This is a genomic window from Ensifer sp. BR816, from assembly GCF_000378985.1.
Lineage (GTDB): Bacteria > Pseudomonadota > Alphaproteobacteria > Rhizobiales > Rhizobiaceae > Sinorhizobium.
The window spans coordinates 5,359,123-5,378,994 of the sequence record NZ_KB905370.1 but is presented as its reverse complement, the minus strand read 5'-3'; the positions used below and the strand labels follow the sequence as shown (position 1 = coordinate 5,378,994).

19 protein-coding genes are annotated in these 19,872 nt (G+C 60.9%); 1 reads left to right on the top strand and 18 read right to left on the bottom strand.

Going from position 1 to position 19,872, the window contains the following annotated elements; all coding sequences use genetic code 11:
- Positions 1-8: 8 nt before the first annotated feature.
- The 16 genes from rplN to rpsL form a co-directional block, all read right to left on the bottom strand.
- The gene (gene rplN, locus RHIBR816_RS0125845; protein WP_003536525.1) at positions 9-377 is read right to left on the bottom strand and encodes a 50S ribosomal protein L14; all 369 of its coding nucleotides are present in this window, start codon (positions 375-377) and stop codon (positions 9-11) included.
- A gap of 178 nt (positions 378-555) precedes the next feature.
- Complete coding sequence (gene rpsQ, locus RHIBR816_RS0125840) at positions 556-792, bottom strand: 30S ribosomal protein S17 (protein WP_018239490.1); 237 nt, start codon at positions 790-792, stop codon at positions 556-558.
- Between the two features lie 12 nt (positions 793-804).
- On the bottom strand, positions 805-1,005 hold the full coding sequence (gene rpmC, locus RHIBR816_RS0125835) for a 50S ribosomal protein L29 (protein WP_011975176.1): 201 nt from the start codon (positions 1,003-1,005) through the stop codon (positions 805-807).
- Positions 1,006-1,017: 12 nt separating this feature from the next.
- Positions 1,018-1,431, bottom strand: a complete 414-nt coding sequence (gene rplP / locus RHIBR816_RS0125830; RefSeq protein WP_018239489.1) for a 50S ribosomal protein L16 — start codon at positions 1,429-1,431, stop codon at positions 1,018-1,020.
- 38 nt (positions 1,432-1,469) lie between these two features.
- Positions 1,470-2,183 carry a 30S ribosomal protein S3 gene (gene rpsC, locus RHIBR816_RS0125825; RefSeq protein ID WP_012707759.1) on the bottom strand — a complete coding sequence of 238 codons (714 nt, stop codon included), beginning with the start codon at positions 2,181-2,183 and terminating at the stop codon, positions 1,470-1,472.
- Positions 2,183-2,572, bottom strand: coding sequence for a 50S ribosomal protein L22 (gene rplV, locus RHIBR816_RS0125820; protein ID WP_012707758.1), 390 nt, complete (start codon positions 2,570-2,572; stop codon positions 2,183-2,185). Before rplV ends, rpsC begins: the two co-directional genes overlap by 1 nt.
- A 2-nt stretch (positions 2,573-2,574) precedes the next feature.
- Positions 2,575-2,853: a 30S ribosomal protein S19 gene (gene rpsS / locus RHIBR816_RS0125815; RefSeq protein WP_018239488.1), complete on the bottom strand. Its 279-nt coding sequence runs from the start codon at positions 2,851-2,853 to the stop codon at positions 2,575-2,577.
- Positions 2,854-2,868: 15 nt separating this feature from the next.
- Entirely contained in the window at positions 2,869-3,705 is an 837-nt protein-coding gene (rplB, locus tag RHIBR816_RS0125810) for a 50S ribosomal protein L2 (protein WP_018239487.1), read from the bottom strand.
- A 43-nt stretch (positions 3,706-3,748) separates the two neighbouring features.
- Entirely contained in the window at positions 3,749-4,042 is a 294-nt protein-coding gene (locus RHIBR816_RS0125805) for a 50S ribosomal protein L23 (RefSeq protein ID WP_012707756.1), read from the bottom strand.
- On the bottom strand, positions 4,039-4,659 hold the full coding sequence (gene rplD, locus RHIBR816_RS0125800) for a 50S ribosomal protein L4 (protein WP_018239486.1): 621 nt from the start codon (positions 4,657-4,659) through the stop codon (positions 4,039-4,041). The genes RHIBR816_RS0125805 and rplD overlap by 4 nt, the downstream gene beginning before the upstream one ends.
- Before the next feature lie 12 nt (positions 4,660-4,671).
- The gene (rplC, locus tag RHIBR816_RS0125795; RefSeq protein ID WP_026187429.1) at positions 4,672-5,358 is read right to left on the bottom strand and encodes a 50S ribosomal protein L3; all 687 of its coding nucleotides are present in this window, start codon (positions 5,356-5,358) and stop codon (positions 4,672-4,674) included.
- Between the two features lie 121 nt (positions 5,359-5,479).
- Complete coding sequence (gene rpsJ, locus RHIBR816_RS0125790) at positions 5,480-5,788, bottom strand: 30S ribosomal protein S10 (RefSeq protein ID WP_003507767.1); 309 nt, start codon at positions 5,786-5,788, stop codon at positions 5,480-5,482.
- A gap of 147 nt (positions 5,789-5,935) precedes the next feature.
- Positions 5,936-7,111 carry an elongation factor Tu gene (gene tuf / locus RHIBR816_RS0125785; RefSeq protein ID WP_018239474.1) on the bottom strand — a complete coding sequence of 392 codons (1,176 nt, stop codon included), beginning with the start codon at positions 7,109-7,111 and terminating at the stop codon, positions 5,936-5,938.
- A 70-nt stretch (positions 7,112-7,181) separates the two neighbouring features.
- The gene (fusA, locus tag RHIBR816_RS0125780) at positions 7,182-9,281 is read right to left on the bottom strand and encodes an elongation factor G (protein WP_018239484.1); all 2,100 of its coding nucleotides are present in this window, start codon (positions 9,279-9,281) and stop codon (positions 7,182-7,184) included.
- A 29-nt stretch (positions 9,282-9,310) separates the two neighbouring features.
- Positions 9,311-9,781, bottom strand: coding sequence for a 30S ribosomal protein S7 (rpsG, locus tag RHIBR816_RS0125775; RefSeq protein ID WP_012707751.1), 471 nt, complete (start codon positions 9,779-9,781; stop codon positions 9,311-9,313).
- 58 nt (positions 9,782-9,839) lie between these two features.
- Positions 9,840-10,211 (bottom strand): 30S ribosomal protein S12, encoded by a 372-nt coding sequence (gene rpsL / locus RHIBR816_RS0125770; protein WP_003507760.1) that lies wholly within the window; start codon positions 10,209-10,211, stop codon positions 9,840-9,842.
- Between the two features lie 594 nt (positions 10,212-10,805).
- On the opposite strand from rpsL, the gene RHIBR816_RS0125765 reads away from it, so the two are divergent.
- Positions 10,806-11,102 carry a hypothetical protein gene (locus RHIBR816_RS0125765; RefSeq protein ID WP_026187428.1) on the top strand — a complete coding sequence of 99 codons (297 nt, stop codon included), beginning with the start codon at positions 10,806-10,808 and terminating at the stop codon, positions 11,100-11,102.
- A 96-nt stretch (positions 11,103-11,198) separates the two neighbouring features.
- On the opposite strand, the gene rpoC is transcribed toward RHIBR816_RS0125765, so the two are convergent.
- Positions 11,199-15,404 (bottom strand): DNA-directed RNA polymerase subunit beta', encoded by a 4,206-nt coding sequence (gene rpoC / locus RHIBR816_RS0125760; RefSeq protein ID WP_018239482.1) that lies wholly within the window; start codon positions 15,402-15,404, stop codon positions 11,199-11,201.
- 187 nt (positions 15,405-15,591) lie between these two features.
- Positions 15,592-19,734, bottom strand: coding sequence for a DNA-directed RNA polymerase subunit beta (gene rpoB, locus RHIBR816_RS0125755; RefSeq protein ID WP_026187427.1), 4,143 nt, complete (start codon positions 19,732-19,734; stop codon positions 15,592-15,594).
- Between the last annotated feature and the right edge of the window lie 138 nt (positions 19,735-19,872).

The window sequence follows — 19,872 nt, the reverse complement described above, 5'->3', positions numbered from 1 at the left end:
ACGCTCCCTTAGAGTACTTCCGGAGCCAGCGAGATGATCTTCATGTGGTTCTTGGCGCGAAGTTCGCGCGGAACCGGTCCGAAGATACGGGTGCCGATCGGCTCTTTCTTGTTATCGATAAGAACGGCTGCATTGGTGTCGAAGCGGATGACGCTGCCATCTGCCCGGCGGATGTCCTTCGCGGTGCGAACGACAACTGCCTTCATGACATCACCCTTCTTCACGCGGCCGCGCGGAATGGCTTCCTTGATCGAAACGACGATGATGTCGCCGATCGACGCGTACTTGCGCTTGGAGCCGCCCAGCACCTTGATGCACATGACACGACGTGCGCCGGAATTATCCGCCACATCGAGGTTTGTTTGCATCTGAATCATGTCAGGTCGCCTTCTTGTTGTTACCAGGCCGGTTGGGTCGAAACCCCCTCGCCCGGCTTATTGTGCTCATCTCAAAGCAAAAGAACGCCCGGACTCGAGCGTTCCTCTGCTTTAATTGCGTGCTTCATACAGATATTTGCCTGAGACGCAAGGGTCTCACGGACAAAAGCTGCAGAAATCAAGCCTGGGCGGAGACGACCGTCCAGCGCTTATCCTTCGAAATCGGCGCGCATTCCTCGATGGAAACAACGTCACCAACCTTGTACTGGTTGTTCTCGTCGTGAGCCTTGTACTTCTTCGAACGACGAACGGTCTTCTGGAGGATCGGGTGCGCAAAGCGGCGCTCGACCCTGACGACGACGGTCTTGTCGTTCTTGTCGCTGACGACGGTGCCCTGCAGAATGCGTTTCGGCATTTTTTGTGGTCCTTAGGCCTTGGCTTCTGCCGCCTTCTGGCGGGCAATGGTTTTGATGCGTGCGATGTCCTTGCGGACTTCGTCGATACGCGAAGACTTCTCGAGCTGGCCGGTAGCCTTCTGGAAGCGCAGGTTGAACTGCTCCTTCTTCAGCTTGGCGAGCTCTTCCTTGAGTTGATCGGCGCTCAGAGCGCGAACATCTGCGGCTTTCATGAGCTTCACTCCTTACTCTGCGATACGCTGCACGAAGCGCGTCTTGACAGAGAGCTTGGCAGCGCCAAGACGAAGTGCCTCACGGGCGAGTTCTTCGCTGACACCATCGATCTCGAACATCATACGGCCGGGCTTGACCTTGCATGCCCAGTATTCAACCGAGCCCTTACCCTTACCCATGCGGACTTCGGTCGGCTTGGCGGTGACCGGGACGTCCGGGAACACGCGGATCCAGACGCGGCCGGCGCGCTTCATGTGGCGGGTGATCGCGCGGCGGGCCGCTTCGATCTCGCGCGCATTGACGCGGTTCGGTTCCTGAGACTTCAGGCCGAATTCACCGAAGGCAAGATCAGAACCGCCCTTGGCTACGCCCTTGATGCGGCCCTTGAATTGCTTGCGATACTTCGTACGCTTTGGCTGCAACATTTTTTTACTTCTCCGATATTGGCTGCCACGCGCGAATGTTACGCGTTTTCACGACGACGGTCGCGACCGCCACCGCCCTGGTTGTCACTCTCGGTCGCGCGGCGCTCGGAAGCCATCGGATCGTGCTCAAGGATTTCGCCCTTGAAGATCCAGACCTTGACGCCGCAGATACCGAAAGCGGTTTCGGCTTCGGCCGTGCCGTAGTCGATGTCCGCACGCAGCGTGTGCAGCGGCACGCGGCCTTCACGATACCATTCGGTCCGGGCAATTTCCGCGCCACCGAGGCGGCCGGCGCAGGTGATCTTGATGCCTTCGGCGCCGAGACGCATGGCCGACTGAACGGCGCGCTTCATCGCGCGGCGAAAAGCCACGCGGCGCTCGAGCTGCTGGGCGATCGACTGGGCGACGAGCGTTGCGTCGACTTCCGGCTTGCGCACTTCAACGATGTTGAGGTGCGTCTCCGAATTGGTCATTTCGGAAAGCTTCTTGCGCAGCTTCTCGATGTCGGCGCCCTTCTTGCCGATGATCAGGCCCGGACGTGCCGAGTGGATCGTCACGCGGCACTTCTTGTGCGGACGCTCGATCACCACCTTGGCAATACCGGCGGCCTTCAGCTCTTCCATCAGATACGCGCGGATCTTCAGGTCTTCGTGCAGCAGCTGGCCGTATTCGGCGTTGTCCGCGAACCAACGGCTGTCCCAGGTCCGGTTGATGCCGAGACGGAAACCGATCGGATTAATCTTCTGGCCCATTATGCGGCCTCCCCTTTGGCTTCCACTTCACGAACAACGATCGTCAAGTGCGAGAACGGCTTTTCGACGCGCGATGCACGGCCGCGACCACGGGCGTGGAAGCGCTTCATCACGATCGACTTGCCAACATAAGCTTCCGCGACGATGAGCGAATCAACGTCGAGATCGTGGTTGTTCTCGGCATTTGCGATTGCAGATTCAAGCGTCTTCTTGACGGTGCCTGCAATGCGCTTGCGGGAGAACTCGAGTTCGGCCAGAGCGCGGTCAACCTTCTTGCCGCGGATCAGCGCGGCAACGAGGTTGAGCTTCTGGGGGCTGACGCGGATCGTGCGCGCAATGGCCTGCGCCTCATTATCCTTCAGCCGGCGTTCGGCTTTTGCCTTGCCCATTGTTACTTCCTCTTTGCCTTCTTGTCCGCGCCATGACCGTAATAGGTCCGGGTCGGAGAGAATTCACCAAACTTGTGGCCGACCATGTCTTCGTTGACGCTGACCGGAACGTGCTTGCTGCCGTTGTAGACACCGAAGGTAAGGCCGACAAACTGCGGAAGGATCGTGGAGCGGCGGCTCCAAATCTTGATCACTTCGTTACGACCGCCTTCGCGGACCTTCTCAGCCTTCTTGAGAAGATAACCGTCAACGAACGGACCTTTCCATACTGAACGAGTCATTCGAGACTTCCTCTCTTACTTCTTCTTCTGGTGCCGCGAGCGCATGATGAACTTGTCGGTCGACTTGTTGGAGCGCGTACGCTTGCCCTTCGTGGGCTTGCCCCACGGGGTAACCGGGTGACGACCACCCGAGGTACGGCCTTCACCACCGCCGTGCGGATGGTCAACCGGGTTCATGACGACGCCACGTACGTGCGGACGCTTGCCGCGCCAACGCGAACGGCCAGCCTTACCGTCATTGATGTTGCCGTGATCGGGGTTCGATACAGCACCGATCGATGCAAGGCAAGAGCCGTGCACCAGGCGCTGTTCACCCGAGTTCAGGCGAAGGATCGCCATGCCCTGGTCGCGGCCGACGAGCTGCGCGTAGGTTCCGGCGGAGCGGGCGATCTGGCCGCCCTTGCCCGGCTTCATTTCCACGTTGTGGATGATGGAGCCGACCGGAATGAACTGCAGCGGCATCGTGTTGCCGGGCTTGACGTCGACAGCCTTGTCCGAAGCGATGACCTTGTCGCCGGCGGCAAGACGCTGCGGCGCCAGGATATAGGCCTGTTCGCCGTCGGCGTAGTTGACGAGCGCGATGAAGGCGGTGCGGTTCGGGTCGTATTCCAGACGCTCGACCGTGCCCTCAACATCGAACTTGCGACGCTTGAAGTCGACCAGACGGTAGGACCGCTTGTGACCACCGCCCTGGAAGCGGACGGTGATGCGGCCCAGGTTGTTGCGGCCGCCCTTGGAGGACAGGCCCTCGGTCAGCGCCTTGACAGGCTTGCCCTTGTAGAGGCCGGCCCGGTCCACGATGACCAGCTGACGCTGGCTCGGCGTCGTCGGATTGAAACTTTTCAATGCCATTTTCTTGTTCCCTTTTGGGTTTTTACCCTAATGGGCCTATCCGTTAGAGACCGGTCGAGACGTCGATGGACTGACCTTCAGCGAGCGTGATGATCGCCTTCTTGACGTCCTTCTGCTTTCCGGCAAAACCGCGGAAACGCTTCAGCTTGCCCTTGCGGACGAGCGTGTTCACGGCCGTGACCTTGACGCCGAACAGGGCTTCGACTGCAGCCTTGATCTCAGGCTTCGAAGCGCCCTTGGCGACGTTGAAGACGACCTGGTTCTGTTCGGAAACCAGCGTCGACTTTTCAGTGATCGAGGGAGACACGATCACGTCGTAGTGGCGAAGATCCGTCATTTGAACCGCTCCTCCAGAGCTTCCACGGCAGCCTTGGAAAGCACGAGCTTGCCACGGCGCAGAATGTCGTAAACGTTGATGCCCTGGACCGGCAGAACGTCCACGTTCGGGATGTTCTGGGCTGCGAGCTTGAAGTTGTTCTCGATCTCGGCGCCGCCGATGATCAGAGCATTGGTGAGGCCGAGCGAAGCGAATGCGCCTGCAAGTGCCTTCGTCTTTGCTTCATTGGCGACGAGATCGTCGAGGACGATGATCTCTTCAGCCTTCAGCTTGGCCGACAGCGCGTGGCGCAGGCCGAGCGCGCGGACCTTTTTCGGCAGGTCGTGTTCATGGCTGCGGACAACCGGACCATGAGCCTTGCCACCGCCGCGGAACTGCGGAGCACGAGCGGAGTGGTGGCGGGCGCGGCCCGTACCCTTCTGCTTGTACATCTTGGCGCCGGTGCGGGCGACTTCGGCGCGGCCCTTGGCCTTGTGCGTGCCCTGCTGACGCTTGGCAAGCTGCCAGCGGATGACGCGGGCGATGATATCTTCACGGGGTTCGAGGCCGAAAATGGCGTCAGAAAGGGAAACCTTTCCCGCGTCCTTGCCCTCGAGGGTTTTAACGGTGAGATCCATTATTCGGCTCCCTTACTTCGATACTGCGGCGCGCACAGCGGCCGGGCGCGGTGCGCCTTCCGGAGTGCCCGACTTGATTGCGTCGCGAACCACGATCCATGCTCCCTTGGAGCCCGGGACGGCGCCCTTGACCAGGATCAGACCGCGATCTTCGTCGGTCGATACGACTTCAAGGTTCTGCGTGGTGACGCGGGTCTGGCCCATGTGACCAGCCATGCGCTTGCCCTTCCAGACGCGGCCCGGATCCTGGTTGGAACCGGTCGAACCATGCGAGCGGTGCGATACGGACACGCCGTGCGTGGCACGCAGACCGCCGAAGTTGTGACGCTTGATGGCGCCGGCGAAACCCTTACCGATCGTCGTGCCGGTGACGTCTACCAGCTGGCCGGCAACGAAATGGCCTGCCGTCAATTCGGCGCCAATGTCGATCAGGTTATCGGCGGTGACGCGGAACTCGACGAGCTTCGCCTTCGGCTCGACGCTCGCAGCGGCGAAATGGCCGCGCAGAGCCTTCGTCGTGTTCTTCACCTTGGAGCGGCCAGCACCCAGCTGAACTGCGGTATAGCCGTTCTTTTCTTCCGTGCGGTGGGCCACTACCTGGCAGTTCTCCAGCCGCAAAACTGTTACCGCGATATGCTCGCCGGCGTCGTTGTAGACGCGGGTCATTCCCACTTTCTGTGCAATCACACCTGAACGCATCGGTTCACGCCTCTTGTTAAGGGTTCCCGTCCGGTGCATCCGCACCTTCCGGTTTCCTGTTCCTGGAAGCCGTTGGAGAAACTCCACGTACCTTCCTTGTTATTTCGGCTTGCGCCGGAGCTTAGAGCTTGATCTCGACGTCGACACCGGCGGCCAGATCGAGCTTCATCAGCGCATCAACCGTCTGCGGGGTCGGATCGACGATATCGAGAAGACGCTTGTGCGTGCGCATCTCGAACTGTTCGCGGCTCTTCTTGTCGACGTGCGGCGACCGGTTGACCGTGAATTTCTCAATCCGGGTCGGAAGCGGCACGGGCCCGCGCACACTTGCACCGGTGCGCTTGGCCGTAGACACGATTTCGCGCGTGGAGGCATCGAGGATCCGGTGATCAAACGCCTTGAGGCGGATGCGGATATTCTGGCCGTTCATTCGACTTGTCCTTGCTCGTGTTTCCGGTGTGCCTTTCGACGGCACACTTTCAAAACTTCTGAATTCGTTTGCCTAGCCGCTTCTTTCAAAAATCGCAGGGACATGGGCAACCATGTCCCTGCCGAAACGGCTCAAGCCGTTTTGTTGTTACTCGACGATCGAGGCGACGATGCCGGCGCCGACGGTGCGGCCGCCTTCACGGATAGCGAAGCGCAGCTTCTCTTCCATGGCGATCGGCACGATCAGTTCGACGTCGACCGTCACGTTGTCGCCCGGCATCACCATTTCCGTGCCTTCCGGCAGCGTCACGATGCCCGTCACGTCGGTCGTGCGGAAGTAGAACTGCGGACGGTAGTTGGTGAAGAACGGCGTATGCCGGCCACCCTCTTCCTTCGTCAGGATGTAGGCCTCGGCCTTGAACTTCCGGTGCGGCTTGACCGAACCCGGCTTGCACAGAACCTGCCCGCGCTCGACGCCGTTGCGGTCGACACCGCGCAGAAGCGCGCCGATGTTGTCGCCGGCCTGGCCCTGGTCGAGCAGCTTGCGGAACATTTCAACGCCCGTGCAGGTCGTCTTCGTCGTCGCGCGGATGCCGACGATCTCGATTTCCTCACCCACCTTGACGATGCCGCGCTCGACGCGGCCGGTCACGACCGTGCCGCGGCCCGAGATCGAGAACACGTCTTCGATCGGCATCAGGAACGGCAGGTCGATCGGACGCTCCGGCGTCGGGATGTAGGCGTCAACCGCAGCCATCAGCTCGCGGATCGCGTCTTCGCCGATCTTCTTGTCCGAATCTTCGAGAGCGGCAAGCGCCGAACCCTTGATGATCGGAATGTCGTCGCCCGGGAATTCGTAGGACGACAGAAGCTCGCGCACTTCCAGCTCGACGAGCTCGAGAAGCTCGGCGTCGTCAACCTGGTCGACCTTGTTCAGGAACACCACAATCGCCGGAACGCCGACCTGGCGGGCGAGCAGGATGTGCTCGCGGGTCTGCGGCATCGGGCCGTCGGCAGCCGAAACAACCAGGATCGCGCCGTCCATCTGCGCCGCACCGGTGATCATGTTCTTGACGTAGTCGGCGTGGCCGGGGCAGTCGACGTGCGCATAGTGGCGGGCCGGCGTCTCGTACTCGACGTGCGCCGTCGAAATGGTGATGCCACGCGCCTTCTCTTCCGGCGCTGCGTCGATCTGGTCATACGCCTTGAATTCGCCGAAGTACTTCGTGATCGCTGCAGTCAGCGACGTCTTGCCATGGTCAACGTGGCCAATCGTGCCGATGTTGACGTGCGGCTTGTTGCGCTCGAATTTGCTCTTTGCCATTTTCGGCTCTCCGTTTCTTGTCCCTTAGAGGGGAAATCTTTTCATTCTGTTTCAGCGCGGGATATTCCGGTCACTTCTGACCGGAATACTTCGCCTGGATTTCCTGCGCGACGTTCGACGGAACCGGCGCGTAGTGATCGAACAGCATCGTGTACTGAGCGCGGCCCTGCGACATGGAGCGCAGGTTGTCGACGTACTTGAACATGTTCGCAAGCGGCACGTGGGCATTGATCACCACGGCAACGCCGCGCGATTCCTGGCCCTGGATCTGGCCACGGCGGGAGTTCAGGTCGCCGATCACGTCACCGACGTAATCTTCCGGCGTTACCACCTCGACCTTCATGATCGGCTCGAGGAGCTGCGCACCGGCCTTCTTGGCCGCTTCACGGAAGCAAGCGCGCGAAGCGATTTCGAACGCCAGAACCGACGAGTCGACATCGTGGAACGCACCATCAATGAGGGTCGCCTTGACGCCCAGCATCGGGAAGCCAGCGAGCGGACCGGAGGACAGAACGCTTTCGATGCCCTTCTGAACGCCCGGGATGTATTCCTTCGGAACCGCACCGCCGACGATCTTGGATTCGAAGACGAAGTCCTCGCCTTCCGGGTTCGGTTCAAAGACGAGCTTGACGCGCGCGAACTGGCCGGTACCACCGGACTGTTTCTTGTGCGTGTAGTCTTCCTCGTGCTGACGCGTGATGGTTTCACGGTAAGCAACCTGCGGCGCGCCGACGGATGCTTCGACCTTGAACTCGCGACGCATGCGGTCGACGATGATGTCGAGGTGAAGTTCGCCCATGCCGGCGATGATCGTCTGGCCGGATTCCTCGTCGGTCTTGACGCGGAAGGACGGGTCTTCTGCAGCCAGGCGGTTGAGCGCGAGGCCCATCTTTTCCTGGTCGCCCTTGGTCTTCGGCTCGATGGCGATCTGGATGACCGGCTCCGGGAATTCCATGCGCTCGAGGATAACCGGCTTCAGCGGATCGCAGAGCGTATCGCCGGTGGTGGTTTCCTTGAGGCCGGCGAGAGCCACGATGTCGCCCGCGAAGGCTTCTTCGATGTCTTCACGCGAATTGGAGTGCATCTGCAGCATGCGGCCGACGCGCTCGCGCTTTTCCTTGACCGTGTTCATCACCGACGTGCCCTTTTCGAGCTTGCCGGAATAAATGCGGGCGAAGGTCAGCGAACCGACGAAGGGGTCGTTCATGATCTTGAACGCCAGCATCGAGAGCGGCTCGTTGTCGTCGGCCTTACGGCTGATTTCCCCTTCGGTCTTGACGTCGATGCCCTTGATCGCCGGAATATCGACAGGCGACGGCAGGTAGTCGACGACGGCGTCGAGCAGCGGCTGAACGCCCTTGTTCTTGAAGGCGGTGCCGCAGAACATCGGGTGGAACTTCACGTCGATGGTGCCACGACGAACCAGTTCACGGATCTTGTCGTTGTCCGGATAGGTGCCTTCCAGATAGGCTTCCATGGCCGCTTCGTCGATCTCGACAACCGTCTCGATCAGCTTTTCACGGTATTCTTCAGCCTTTTCCTGCATGTCGGCCGGGATTTCGACGACATCCCACTGGGCGCCGAGCGACTCGTCGCGCCAGACGAGGGCGTTCATTTCGATCAGGTCGACAACGCCCTTGAATTCGCTTTCAGCGCCGATCGGAAGCTGCATGACGACAGCGGTCGCGCCGAGACGGGTCTTGATCATCTCGACGGAGCGGTAGAAGTCCGCACCGGTCTTGTCCATCTTGTTGCAGAAGATCATGCGCGGAACGTTGTACTTCTCGGCCTGACGCCAGACGGTTTCCGTCTGCGGCTCGACGCCGGCGTTGGCATCGAGGAGGGCGATGGCGCCATCGAGAACGCGCAGCGAACGCTCAACTTCGATGGTGAAGTCGACGTGGCCGGGGGTATCGATGATGTTGAAGCGACGCGTCTTGCCGTCACGGCCCTTCCAGAAGGTCGTGGTGGCTGCAGACGTGATCGTAATGCCGCGTTCCTGCTCCTGCTCCATCCAGTCCATCGTCGCGGCGCCGTCATGCACTTCGCCGATCTTATGGGACTTGCCGGTGTAGTAGAGGATACGCTCGGTCGTCGTCGTCTTGCCGGCGTCGATGTGCGCCATGATACCGAAATTTCGGTAATCTTCGATTTTATATTCGCGAGCCATGGGTGACTGCCTTTCGAGACGTGTTGCCGTTACCAGCGGTAGTGCGAGAACGCACGGTTGGCATCGGCCATCTTGTGCGTGTCTTCGCGCTTCTTGACGGCGCTGCCACGGTTGTTTGCTGCGTCCATGAGTTCGCCGCAGAGGCGATCGACCATGGTCGTTTCGTTACGCTTGCGCGCGGCCGCGATCAACCAACGGATGGCAAGGGCCTGGCGGCGCTCCGGACGGACGTCGACCGGAACCTGGTAGGTAGCACCACCGACGCGGCGCGAACGCACTTCGACATGCGGAGCAATGTTGTCGAGAGCGGAATGGAACACGGCGACCGGCTCCTGCTTCAGCTTCGACTGGACCGCTTCGAACGCACCATAAACGATGCTTTCTGCGACGGACTTCTTACCGTCCAGCATGATTGCGTTCATAAACTTCGTGACGACCAGATCACCGAACTTCGGATCCGGGTTGATCTCACGCTTTTCTGCTCTATGGCGTCGGGACATACTTTTCGTCTCTCAACTTTGTAATCTTGTGACCAGCGAAATGGCGCCGGTTGCGATGTTATTTCGGACGCTTCGCGCCGTACTTGGAACGACGCTGCTTGCGGTTCTTGACACCCTGCGTATCGAGAACGCCGCGGATGATGTGGTAACGAACGCCCGGAAGGTCCTTCACACGGCCGCCGCGGATCATCACGACGGAGTGTTCCTGAAGGTTGTGGCCTTCACCGGGAATGTAGCCGATCACTTCAAAGCCGTTCGTCAGGCGGATCTTTGCAACCTTACGCAGAGCCGAGTTCGGCTTCTTCGGGGTCGTCGTATAGACGCGGGTGCAAACGCCGCGCTTCTGCGGGTTTTCCTGCAGAGCAGGAACCTTGTTGCGCTTTACCTGTGCCTGACGCGGCTTGCGGATCAGCTGGTTTACGGTAGGCATGTAACCATCCCTTGCAAAATCTTGTCTCGTTACCCTTGCGGGCGGATCGTTGCCGTCGCCGGCGGTACCGCACGCCTATGAAATGCGCAAAACGAGGGCCGATCCGCCTTTTCGCAGATGGCCCCAGCAAAAGCAGAGGACGCACTATATCGCGCGTCATGCGTGCAGCATTTTTGTCTTCAGCGTGCGTTTGAACCTTGTTTGAGGCGAACTCCAGAACGCGACGTTCCGAACCAGCCAGCCTCACATGGGCTCTGATGCGGCGGGGTGTACTGATTTCAGGTCGATCCGTCAAGGGCAATTAACAAATAATCTCGGTCTTGCAGCCCTGATATGTCTGAAAAACAAGGCTTTGCGACGCCCTCGCCGCGCGCCGCGCAGAAACGGATCATACCAACCGCCGCGATCATCTTGTTCCGTTAAGGAATCGGCAAGCTATTCTCGGCTTCCAGGATCGCGAGTCGGTACGATTCGACCGCCGGTCACTCACCTGGTGATTTTCTGTTTCCCCCGGAAGATGCCGGGCTCCTATTTCCTTCGCAGGCAAGACGAAATCGGGTTAAGGTGACCGGCAATCCGAACGAGGAGCTTCTCATGCCCATCTCGCCCGACAACGACAATTCACCCGAAGAACCGCTGGTTTTCGTCATCATTGGCAAAGCCTTCGAGGACGGCAGCGACGAAGAAGGTGTGGAGATCCACGTGATGCTTCGGGCCCCGGATGACGACACCGCCGTCAGGGAAGCCCTCAATGCCCTGGCGGAGGAAGGTTTCTTCCAGGCCGACCTCGATCAGATCGGCACCCTGACCGACATCCCCGACGAGGAACCGCATGCGTCGGCCTACCAGGGTGCGCTCGAGGGCGAGGTGTCGATCATCCGGTTCGGCTGACCGACTCTCTGCCGAGATGAAACGAAGAAAGCCGCCCGGATCGACCGAGCGGCTTTTCAATTGGCGAAGAGGGTGACACCACCCTCCTCGTTCCGATCATTCGGCCGCGGCGTTCTCGTTCGCCATGTCGGCCAGCATCGGCGTCGCAGCATCGGCGCCCGTACCCTTGCGGCGCTCTTCGAGGATCAACTCGTCGCGCGCCGTGGCAATGCGGCGGATCTGCGTCATCGTGCCACCGGTACCGGCCGGAATGAGGCGGCCGACGATGACGTTCTCCTTGAGGCCCTGCAGGCTGTCCGTCTTGCCGGCAACCGCGGCTTCCGTGAGCACCTTGGTGGTCTCCTGGAACGAGGCGGCCGAGATGAAGGACGGCGTCTGCAGCGATGCCTTGGTGATGCCGAGCAGAACCGGATCGCCGAAGGCCGGCTTCTTGCCTTCGGCAAGCAGCGCATCGTTGACGTCCTCGAGTTCGATGCGATCGACGTTGTCGCCGACGATGTAGGTCGAGTCACCGGCATCGGTGATTTCGACCTTTTGCAGCATCTGCCGGACGATGACCTCGATGTGCTTGTCGTTGATGACAACGCCCTGCAGACGATAGACTTCCTGGATCTCGTTCACGAGGTAGGAAGCCAGTGCCTCCACGCCCTTGATCGCCAGGATGTCGTGCGGCGCCGGGTTGCCGTCGAGGATGTAGTCGCCCTTTTCGATGTAGTCGCCATCCTGAAGATGGAAGGGCTTGCCCTTCGGGATCAGGTATTCGACCGGCTCGACACCGTCTTCGGCCGGCTCGATCAGCACGCGACGCTTGTTCTTGTAGTCGCGGCCGAAGCGAACCGTACCATCGATCTCGGCGATGATGGCGTGATCCTTCGGACGGCGTGCCTCGAAGAGCTCGGCGACGCGCGGCAGACCACCGGTGATGTCCTTGGTCTTGGCGCTTTCGAGCGGCGAACGGGCAAGAACGTCGCCCTGGCTGACCTTCTGTCCCGGCTCGACCGAAAGGATCGCATCGACCGAGAGCATGAAGCGGGCTTCACCGCCGCGGGCGAGCTTCGCAATGCTGCCGGTCTTGTCCTTGACGACGATCGCGGGTTTCAGGTCGGTACCGCGCGGCGTCGAACGCCAGTCGATAACCTGACGCTTGGTGATGCCGGTCGATTCGTCCGTGGACTCCAGAACCGAGATGCCGTCGACCACGTCTTCGAAGTGAACGGTACCTTCCACTTCCGTCATCATCGGACGGGTGTAGGGATCCCACTCGGCAAAACGCTGGCCGCGCTTCACCTTGTCGCCGTCGTCGACGAAGATCTTCGAACCATAGGCGACGCGCTGCGAGGACCGCTCGACACCGCGCTCGTCCAGGATCTGGATCGCCATGTTGCGGCCCATGGCGACGAGTACGCCATCGGAGTTGCGCAGCATGTTGCGGTTCTTGATCTGGACCGTACCTTCGTAGGACGCTTCGAGGAACGACTGGTCGACCACGGTCGCGGTTCCGCCGAGGTGGAAGGTACGCATGGTCAGCTGTGTGCCCGGCTCACCGATCGACTGCGCGGCGATGACGCCGACGGCTTCGCCCATGTTGACTGGCGTACCGCGGGCCAGGTCACGGCCGTAGCAGACGCCGCAGACGCCGGTCTGGATTTCGCACGTCAGCGCCGAACGAATACGGACGGACTGGATGCCGGCCTTTTCGATCGTCACGACATCGGCTTCGAGGATCATCCGGCCTGCATCGACGATGCGCTCGCCGGTGATCGGGTTGTCGATGTTGTCGAGCGCCGTACGACCGAGGATACGCTGGCCGAGCGAGGCAACGACCTGACCGGCATCGACGATTGCCGTCATGGTCAGACCCTTGTCCGTGCCGCAATCGACATGCGTGACGATGCAGTCCTGCGCCACGTCAACGAGACGGCGGGTCAGGTAGCCGGAGTTCGCGGTCTTCAAGGCGGTGTCCGCCAGACCCTTACGGGCACCGTGCGTCGAGTTGAAGTACTCGTTCACGGTCAGGCCTTCCTTGAAGTTCGAGATGATCGGCGTCTCGATGATTTCGCCCGACGGCTTGGCCATGAGGCCGCGCATGCCGCCCAGCTGGCGCATCTGGTTCGGCGAACCACGCGCACCCGAGTGCGACATCATGTAGATCGAGTTCATCGGCTTCTGGCGACCGTTGTCGTCAAACTCGACCGCCTTGATGCGCGCCATCATCTCTTCCGCAACCTTTTCGGTTGCCTTGCCCCAGGCGTCGACGACCTTGTTGTATTTTTCGCCCTGGGTGATGAGACCGTCATTGTACTGCTGCTCGTATTCCTTCACGAGCGCTTCGGTATCGCCAACGATCTTCACCTTGGTGTCCGGGATCACCATGTCGTCCTTGCCGAACGAAATGCCGGCGCGGCAGGCATGGGCAAAGCCGAGCTGCATGATCCGGTCGCAGAAGATAACCGTGTCCTTCTGGCCGCAATGGCGATAGACCGCGTCGATCATCTTCGAGATGTTCTTTTTGGTCATCTCCTGGTTGCAGATCTCGAACGGAACGTTCGGGTTCTTCGGCAGGAGTTCGCCGATGATCATGCGGCCGGGCGTCGTTTCATAGATCTTCGAGACCGGGTTGCCGTCGGCGTCGACGCTCTTGTAGCGGCCGCGAATCTTGGCGTGCAGGGTGACCGCCTTGGTCTCCAGCGCATGGTGCAGTTCGCCCATGTCGGAGAAGGCCATGCCTTCGCCCGGCTCGTTCTGGTTCAGGATCGACAGATAGTAGAGGCCGAGAACCATGTCCTGCGACGGAACGATGATCGGTGCGCCGTTGGCCGGATGCAGGATGTTGTTCGTCGACATCATCAGCACGCGGGCTTCAAGCTGGGCTTCGAGCGACAGCGGCACGTGAACGGCCATCTGGTCGCCGTCGAAGTCGGCGTTGAAGGCGGTGCAGACGAGCGGGTGCAACTGGATCGCCTTGCCTTCGACCAGGATCGGCTCAAAGGCCTGGATGCCCAGGCGGTGCAGCGTCGGCGCGCGGTTCAAGAGGACCGGATGCTCGCGGATGACCTCGTCGAGGATGTCCCAGACTTCCGGCTTTTCCTTTTCCACCAGCTTCTTCGCCTGCTTGACGGTCGAGGAATAACCCTTGGCGTCCAGGCGGGCGTAGATGAACGGCTTGAAGAGCTCGAGCGCCATCTTCTTCGGCAGGCCGCACTGGTGCAGCTTGAGCTCCGGGCCGGTCACGATGACCGAACGGCCGGAATAGTCGACGCGCTTGCCGAGCAGGTTCTGGCGGAAGCGGCCCTGCTTGCCCTTCAGCATGTCGGAGAGCGACTTCAGCGGACGCTTGTTGGCGCCGGTGATGACGCGTCCGCGACGGCCGTTGTCGAACAGCGCATCGACGGATTCCTGCAGCATGCGCTTTTCGTTGCGGATGATGATGCCCGGTGCGCGCAGCTCGATCAGCCGCTTCAGACGGTTGTTACGGTTGATGACGCGGCGGTAGAGATCGTTCAGGTCCGAGGTCGCGAAACGGCCGCCATCGAGCGGCACGAGCGGACGCAGGTCCGGCGGGATCACCGGAACGACCTTCATGATCATCCACTCCGGACGGTTGCCGGACTCCATGAAGTTCTCGACGATCTTCAGCCGCTTCATCAGCTTCTTCTGCTTCAGATCCGAGGTCGTCTCGGCCATCTCCGCGCGCAGATCGCCGGCGATCTTCTCGAGATTCATCGAGGCGAGCATCTCGTAGATCGCTTCGGCGCCGATCATGGCGGTAAACTGATCTTCACCGAACTCGTCGACGGCGATCATGTAGTCTTCTTCGCTGAGGAGCTGGTTCTCCTTGAGGGAGGTCAGGCCCGGCTCCGTGACGATGTAGTTCTCGAAATAGAGGACGCGCTCGATATCCTTCAGCGTCATGTCGAGCAGCGTCGCGATGCGGCTCGGCAGGGACTTCAGGAACCAGATGTGGGCGACGGGCGCTGCGAGCTCGATATGGCCCATGCGCTCGCGGCGAACGCGCGACAGCGTCACTTCGACGCCGCACTTTTCGCAGATGATGCCCTTGTACTTCATGCGCTTGTACTTGCCGCACAGGCACTCGTAGTCCTTGATCGGGCCGAAGATGCGCGCGCAGAACAAGCCATCGCGCTCGGGCTTGAAGGTGCGGTAGTTGATCGTCTCCGGCTTCTTGATCTCACCGTAAGACCAGGAAAGAATCTTCTCCGGCGAGGCGATCGAAATCCGGATGGAATCGAAAGTCTGTGCAGGCACCTGCGGATTGAAAAGATTCATGACCTCTTGGTTCATGCCTGTCTCCTTTACGGGCTTTACGCCCTGAGCTTGGCGAGGGTGCCGGCAAATCCCGGGCGCCAGCCCCTGCCCCATAAACAGCTAAAACCGCATCGGATGCGGCCCTGTTCCTGCCGCGGGCAAACCATGTGCCCTGCGGCGGAAACGGTGCGCGCCGCTCGAGCGGCACGCACCTGATGTCTTCCTATTCCGCCGCGTCCGGCAGTTGTGCCGCGGTGCCGACGTCGTCGACCTTGGAGTTTTCCAACTCCACCGACAGGCCAAGCGAGCGCATTTCCTTGACGAGAACGTTGAAGCTCTCCGGAATGCCCGCCTCGAACGTATCGTCGCCACGGACGATCGCCTCGTAGACCTTGGTGCGGCCGGCCACGTCGTCCGACTTGACCGTCAGCATTTCCTGCAGCGTGTAGGCGGCACCGTAGGCCTCGAGCGCCCAGACCTCCATTTCGCCGAAGCGCTGGCCGCCGAACTGCGCCTTGCCGCCCAGCGGCTGCTGGGTAACGAGCGAGTACGGACCGATCGAACGGGCGTGGATCTTGTCGTCCACCAGGTGGTTGAGCTTCAGCATGTAGATGTAGCCCACCGTCACCTGACGGTCGAACGCGTCGCCTGTACGTCCGTCATAAAGCGTCGACTGACCGGTCACCTTCAGGCCGGCCTTTTCCAACATCTCGTTGACGTCGGCTTCGACCGCGCCGTCGAAGACCGGCGTTGCGATCGAGACGCCGCGGCGGGTCTGCTCGGCCAGCCGCACGATCGACTCGTCGTCGTACTGCTTGATCGGCTCACCCTTCGGACCGGCGCCCATGACATCGTCGATCGTCTGACGCAGCGGCTTGATGTCGCCACTCTCGTGGTAGGCCTCGAGCATTGCGCCGATCTTCTTGCCCATGCCGGCGCAAGCCCAGCCCAGATGCGTCTCGAGGATCTGACCGACGTTCATGCGCGACGGCACGCCGAGCGGGTTCAGCACCACATCGACATGGGTGCCGTCTTCGAGGAACGGCATATCTTCGATCGGCACGATCCGCGACACGACGCCCTTGTTGCCGTGGCGGCCGGCCATCTTGTCGCCCGGCTGGATCTTGCGCTTCACGGCGACGAAGACCTTGACCATCTTCATGACGCCCGGAGGCATCTCGTCACCGCGCTGGACCTTCTCGACCTTGTCCATGAAGCGCTGTTCAAGGCGCGACTTGGATTCGTCGTACTGGGCGCGAAGCGCTTCGATCTCGCCCTGAGCCTTCTCGTCCTCGACGGCGAACATCCACCACTGCGAGCGCGGATATTCGCTGACGACGGCATTCGAAAGCTCGGTGCCCTTCTTGAAGCCCTTCGGGCCGGCAACGGCAACATGACCGCGCAGCATGTCGATCAGGCGCGCATAGACGTTGCGGTCGAGGATCGCCTGCTCGTCGTCGCGGTCCTTGGCGAGGCGTTCAATCTCCTCGCGTTCGATCGCCATGGCGCGCTCGTCCTTCTCCACACCGTGACGGTTGAAGACGCGGACTTCGACGACCGTGCCGAAGGTGCCCGGCGGCATGCGCATGGATGTATCGCGAACATCCGATGCCTTTTCACCGAAGATGGCGCGCAGAAGCTTCTCTTCCGGCGTCATCGGGCTTTCGCCCTTCGGCGTGATCTTGCCGACCAGGATATCGCCCGGCTGAACTTCGGCGCCGATGTAGACGATACCGGCTTCGTCCAGGTTCTTCAGCGCTTCTTCCGAGACGTTCGGGATGTCGCGCGTGATTTCTTCCGGACCGAGCTTGGTGTCGCGTGCCATGACTTCGAATTCCTCGATATGGATCGAGGTGAAGACGTCATCGCGCACGATCCGCTCGGAAAGCAGGATCGAGTCTTCGTAGTTGTAGCCGTTCCACGGCATGAACGCGACGAGCGCGTTGCGGCCGAGCGCCAGATCACCGAGATCGGTCGACGGGCCGTCGGCGATGATGTCGCCCTTGTTCACCAGGTCACCGACGGTGACCAGCGGGCGCTGGTTGACGCAGGTGTTCTGGTTGGAACGCTGGAACTTCTGCAGACGGTAGATGTCGACGCCCGACTTCGACGGATCGAGGTCTTCGGTGGCGCGGATAACGATACGGGTCGCGTCGACCTGGTCGACGACGCCGCCACGGCGTGCGGCGATCGCAGCACCCGAGTCGCGCGCCACGACCGGCTCCATGCCGGTGCCGACGAACGGAGCCTCGGCCCTCAGCAGCGGCACAGCCTGACGCTGCATGTTCGAGCCCATCAGCGCGCGGTTGGCGTCGTCGTTCTCGAGGAACGGGATGAGCGCCGCCGCGACCGAGACGAGCTGCTTCGGCGAAACGTCCATCAGGTTGATGTTGTCGCGCGGCGCCAGCATAACTTCGCCGGCGTGACGGCAGACGACGAATTCTTCGGCGAAGGAACCGTCGTCATTCAGTACCGAGTTGGCCTGAGCGACGTGGTATTTTGCTTCCTCCATCGCCGAAAGATAGACGACGTCGCTGGTCACGTTGCCGTCGACAATCTTGCGGTACGGGCTTTCGATGAAGCCGTACTTGTTGACGCGGGCAAAGGTCGCGAGCGAGTTGATCAGGCCGATGTTCGGGCCTTCCGGCGTCTCGATCGGGCAGATGCGGCCGTAGTGGGTCGGGTGAACGTCGCGGACTTCGAAGCCGGCACGCTCACGCGTCAGACCGCCCGGACCAAGAGCCGAAAGGCGGCGCTTGTGGGTGATTTCCGACAGCGGGTTCACCTGGTCCATGAACTGCGACAGCTGCGAGGAGCCGAAGAATTCGCGAACGGCGGCAGCGGCCGGCTTCGCGTTGATCAGATCCTGCGGCATCACGGTGTCGATCTCGATCGAGGACATACGCTCCTTGATCGCGCGCTCCATGCGCAGGAGGCCCAGGCGATACTGGTTCTCCATCAACTCGCCGACCGAGCGGACGCGACGGTTGCCGAGGTTGTCGATATCGTCGATCTCGCCCTTGCCGTCACGCAGTTCGACAAGCATCTTGACGACGGCCAGGATGTCTTCCTTGCGCAGCGTGCGGACCGTGTCCGGTACGTCGAGGTCAAGGCGCATGTTCATCTTCACACGGCCGACGGCCGAGAGGTCGTAGCGCTCGGCATCGAAGAACAGCGCGTTGAACATCGCTTCGGCCGAATCCATGGTCGGCGGCTCGCCCGGACGCATGACGCGATAAATGTCGAACAGAGCGTCCTGACGGTTCTCGTTCTTGTCAGCGGTCAGGGTGTTGCGGATATAGGCGCCGACATTGATATGGTCGATGTCGAGAACCGGGATCTCGTCAAAGCCCGCCGACAGAATGACCGGCAGCGTCTTCTCGTCGATCTCGTCGCCAGCTTCCAGGTAGATTTCGCCGGTTCCGAGATTGACGACGTCCTCGGCAAGGTAGTTGCCGTAAAGGTCGTCATCGGTCGCCTTCAGCGCCTTCAGGCCCTTTTCCTGCAGCTGGCGCAGCAAGCGCGGCGTCAGCTTCTTGCCGGCCTCGACGACGACTTCGCCGGTGTCGGCATCGATCATGTCGGCGAGCGCCTTCTGGCCCTTCAGCGCGTCCGGCTGGAACGGCACGCGCCAGCCGTCGCCGTCGCGCTGGTAGAGCGACTTCGTGTAGAAAGTGTCGAGGATTTCCTCGCCGTCCATGCCGAGCGCCATCAGCAGCGAGGTTACTGGAATCTTGCGGCGGCGGTCGATACGGGCGTGGACGATGTCCTTGGCGTCGAACTCGATGTCGAGCCACGAGCCGCGATACGGAATGACGCGCGCGGCGAACAGCAGCTTGCCGGAGGAATGGCTCTTCCCCTTGTCGTGGTCGAAGAAGACGCCCGGCGAACGGTGCATCTGCGAAACGATGACGCGCTCGGTGCCGTTGACGATGAAGGTACCGTTGTCCGTCATGAGCGGCATGTCGCCCATATAGACATTCTGTTCCTTGATGTCCTTGATCGATTTCGCGCCCGTGTCCTCATCGATATCGAATACGATCAGGCGCAGCGTCACCTTGAGCGGCGCCGCGTAGGTCAGGTCGCGCTGACGGCATTCCTCGACGTCGAACTTCGGCGGTTCGAATTCATAGGACACGAATTCGAGCATCGAAGCGCCCGAAAAATCCTTGATCGGAAATACCGACTTGAAAACAGCTTGAAGTCCCTCGTCGGGGCGCCCGCCTGCGGGCTCTTCCACCATGAGGAACTGGTCGTAGGACGCCTTCTGAACCTCGATGAGGTTCGGCATCTCTGCGACTTCGGGGATCTTACCAAAAAACTTGCGTACGCGCCTACGACCGTTGAACGAAAGGGTCTGAGCCATCGTCGCTCCTTGTCAATCTTGCATCCGGGCCTGCAACGGACGGGAACCGATGGCCAGTCGACCCCGTCAATCAATGGGTAGTTCAAACTCGTCCAGCTTTCGAAAGACGACAGCGCGGATTGCTGTTCCGTCTCCCGA